Here is a 3,652-nt window from a genome sequence, read left to right as displayed (position 1 = left end):
GCGCTCTTCCGATCTTCACGTCGCGCGGCGGGTGGCCGCGCCCGCGTCAGCCCGCGGTTTCGCGGTTCGCCACCGGCTGCTGCTGCGCGCCGCGGCTCGCGGCGATCCACGGCGCGATCTCCATGTCTTCGTAGCGCACGAAGCGGCTCTTCTTCAGGAACCGGAAGCCGAGCCACACGACGAGGAACAGCGGAATGCCGACATAGGTCGCGGCCACACCGGCCCAGTCGATCCGGTTCGCGAGGAACGCCTGATAGTCCTGCCCCAGCGCGATCACGAGACACAGCACGAACGCGAACAGCGGGCCGAACGGGAACCACTTCGACTGGTACGGCAACTGGTCGAGCGAGTAGCCCTGCTTCACGTAGCCCTTGCGGAACCGGTAATGGCTGACCGCGATGCCGAGCCACGCGATGAAGCCCGTCATCCCCGACGTGTTCAGCAGCCACAGGTACACGGTCTTGTCGCCGTACAGCGACGTGAAGAAGCACAACGCGCCGACAGCCGTCGTCGCGTACAGCGCATTGCGCGGCACGCCGCCGCGCGACAGCTTCGCGAAGATCTTCGGCGCACGGCCTTCGGTCGCGAGGTTGTAGAGCATCCGCGTGGACGCGTACATGCCCGAGTTGCCGGCCGACAGCACGGCCGTCAGGATCACCGCGTTCATCACGCCGGCGGCAAAGGCGAGGCCCGCGTGGCGGAACACGAGCGTGAACGGGCTCACGCCGATGTCGGTCACGTCCGTCTTCAGCAGGTTCGGGTCGGTATAGGGAATCAGCACGCCGATCACGAAGATCGCGAACACGTAGAACAGCAGGATGCGCCAGAACACCTGGCGCACCGCGCGCGGGATCGTCGTGCGCGGGTTTTCCGATTCGCCGGCCGCGACGCCGATCAGCTCGGTGCCCTGGAACGAGAAGCCGGCGATCATCGCGACGCCCATCAGCGCCGGCAGGCCGCCCGCGAACGGTGCGTCGCCGATCGTCAGGTTGCCCCAGCCGTTGCTCGGCGCGCCCTTCAGAATGCCGAAGATCATCAGCAGGCCGACGCCGATGAACGCGACCACGGTGACGACCTTGATCAGCGCGAACCAGTATTCGGCTTCACCGAAGCCGCGCACGGTCAGCGCGTTGAGCAGGAACATCACGCCGAGGAACGCCGCGCTCCACCACACGCCCGGCACGTCCGGAAACCAGTAATGCATCACGAGCTGCGCGGCGACGAGCTCCACCGCGATCGTCACGGCCCAGTTGTACCAGTAGTTCCAGCCGAGCGCGAAGCCGAAGCCTTCGTCCACGTATTTCGCTCCGTAGGTTGCGAACGAGCCCGACACCGGCATGAACGCGGCCATTTCGCCGAGGCTCGTCATCAGGAAATAGACCATCAGGCCGATCGCCATGTACGCGACCATCGCGCCGCCGGGGCCGGCCTGCGAGATCGACGCGCCGGACGCGACGAACAGGCCCGTGCCGATCGAGCCGCCGATGGCGATCATCGTCAGGTGGCGCGCCTTCAGCGCGCGATGAAGCTTGGGTGGGTTCGCTGACGAACCGGATGGGTCGGAATTCGGAATTGCGGACATAAACGAGACGAACGTTGAGCGGGCCGGCATCCGTAGCCGGCGCATGCGGAATCGGAGCGCGGTGGGCGCCTGCGGCGAAGCGCGGATTCTACCTGATTCGTCACGGGGACAGCTCAGGTGCCGCCGCCCGCCGCCGCCGCTGAGACTTCGCAGAATCAAGGGGTTGGCCGCGTCGAACCGGGCCGTAGTCGCCGTCCGGCTTGAAAACCCTGCGCGACAGAGGGCTACCCGGTTATCCGATCCAACCGGTGTTTCTCCACTCTCCTGTCGTCATCCGCCCGATACCAAGCCAGCATTCATAATCGCCGGGTAATCACGGGATTATTCAGACAATACAACCGATATTGACGATTGATTCAAATCAAATCACCCGTACGTAAAGCAGTAATGATGCGTAACAATTTGGAATCGCCGTATCCGCATGCATGTTTTGCATGTGCACGCGAATGTCGGGAATTCGCGAGATAATGCGCCCCGATTCAAAATAAACAGCGGACGGAATCGCCAACGACGCGAAAATCCGCCGCCCGCCGCCCTCGAGGATGAAGTCATTTACGCTGCCCGCCGCGCTGCGACGCCATACCGCGTCGATCGTGGCACGCATTCTGTCGCCCCGCGGCGTACTCGTTGCGGGGATCGTGCTGCTGATGTTCAGCTGGGGGCTTTCCACGTCGCTTTTAATCGAGGCGCGGCGCGACGCAAATGACCATGCGGTCGAAAATGCACGCAACCTGATGCTGCTGATCGAACGCGATATCGCGCGCAATATCGAACTCTACGATTTGTCGCTGCAGAACGTCGTCGACGGCATAGCCGACCCGGAACTGATGACCTTGCCGCCGCGCCAGCGCCACCGGCTGCTGTTCGACCGCGCGGCGACCGGCGAGTATCTCGGGTCGATCTTCGTGATGGATGCGCACGGCAATATCGTGATCGATTCGAGCGTGTCGCCGGCGCGGCAAGGCAATTTTGCCGACCGCGACTATTTCGCCGTGCATCGCGACGGGCTCGCACAGGGCCTCTACATCAGCAAGCCATACGCGGCCCGGCTGCGCGGCGGCGCATTGACGATCGCGCTCAGCCGCCGGATCAACCGGCCCGACGGCACGTTCGCCGGCATCGTCGTCGGCACGCTCAGCATCGACTACTTCCGCGCGCTGCTCGACGGCCTTGCGGTCGGCAAGCACGGCAGCGCGGCGATCGTCGAGAACAACGGCACGCTCGTGTCGCGCCTGCCGTACGACCCGCACGTGGTCGGCCTCGACCTGCACAGCTCGCCACTCTTCATCGAATCGCAGGGCACCCGCGACGGCGCGCTGACCGGGGTCGGCGCGATCGACGGCATCCGGCGCATCTATGTTTACAGGCATCTCGCCGGCCTGCCGCTGATCGTCGACGTCGCGCCCGCCGAGATCGACATCTACGCGTCGTGGCACCACCGCGCGGTCTGGACCGTCGTGCTGATGTGCCTGTTCACCGGGTTCATCGCGTGGGGATCGCTGGCGCTGTCGCGCGAACTGAAGCGCCGGCAGATCGCCGAATCGAAGCTGTACCGGCTCGCGCACACCGATGCGCTGACGGGCGTCGACAACCGCGGCACGTTCGATATGGTGCTCGCGAAGGAGGCGCAGCGGGCGTCGCGCAGCGGCCGCCCGCTGTCGGTGCTGTTCGTCGACGTCGATCACTTCAAGGCGTTCAACGACTACTACGGCCACCCGGCCGGCGACGACGTGCTGCGGCGCGTCGCGCAGACCGCATCGCACTGCCTGCGCCGCGACAGCGATCACGTCGCGCGCTACGGCGGCGAGGAATTCGTCGTCACGCTGCCCGACACCGATGCGCAGGGCGCATTGACCGTTGCCGAGGGCATCCGGCGCGCGATCGCGGCGCTCGGCATCGAGCACGCGAAAAGCCCGTACGGGCGCGTCACGGCCAGCATCGGCGCGGCAACCTCCGCCAACGGCCGCGTGAACGCCGCGACACTGCTGCGGCGGGCCGACGAGGCGCTGTACCGCGCGAAGTCCGGCGGCCGCAACCGCCTGCTGGAGGCCGCGCCGGGCACCCAACCCG

Annotated in this window: 3 protein-coding genes; 1 reads left to right on the top strand and 2 read right to left on the bottom strand. The window is 65.9% G+C overall.

The genetic code is table 11. The features are described 5' to 3' along the window. Positions 1 to 46 precede the first annotated feature (46 nt). Together G3N93_RS36505 and G3N93_RS36500 are read right to left on the bottom strand one after the other, a co-directional pair. Positions 47 to 1,582, bottom strand: coding sequence for an amino acid permease (locus G3N93_RS36505; protein WP_174940811.1), 1,536 nt, complete (start codon positions 1,580 to 1,582; stop codon positions 47 to 49). A 361-nt stretch (positions 1,583 to 1,943) separates the two neighbouring features. Then, positions 1,944 to 2,186 carry a hypothetical protein gene (locus tag G3N93_RS36500; protein WP_174938539.1) on the bottom strand — a complete coding sequence of 81 codons (243 nt, stop codon included), beginning with the start codon at positions 2,184 to 2,186 and terminating at the stop codon, positions 1,944 to 1,946. Here G3N93_RS36500 and G3N93_RS36495 point away from each other — a divergent pair. Next, a partial coding sequence (locus G3N93_RS36495; protein ID WP_206135189.1) for a sensor domain-containing diguanylate cyclase occupies positions 2,125 to 3,652 on the top strand: 1,528 nt, incomplete at its 3' end. The two genes, G3N93_RS36500 and G3N93_RS36495, sit on opposite strands and share 62 nt — an antisense overlap.

This window comes from Burkholderia sp. Se-20378 (assembly GCF_017104665.1).
Taxonomy (GTDB): domain Bacteria; phylum Pseudomonadota; class Gammaproteobacteria; order Burkholderiales; family Burkholderiaceae; genus Burkholderia; species Burkholderia lata.
This window is presented reverse-complemented; position numbering and strand designations above follow the sequence as displayed.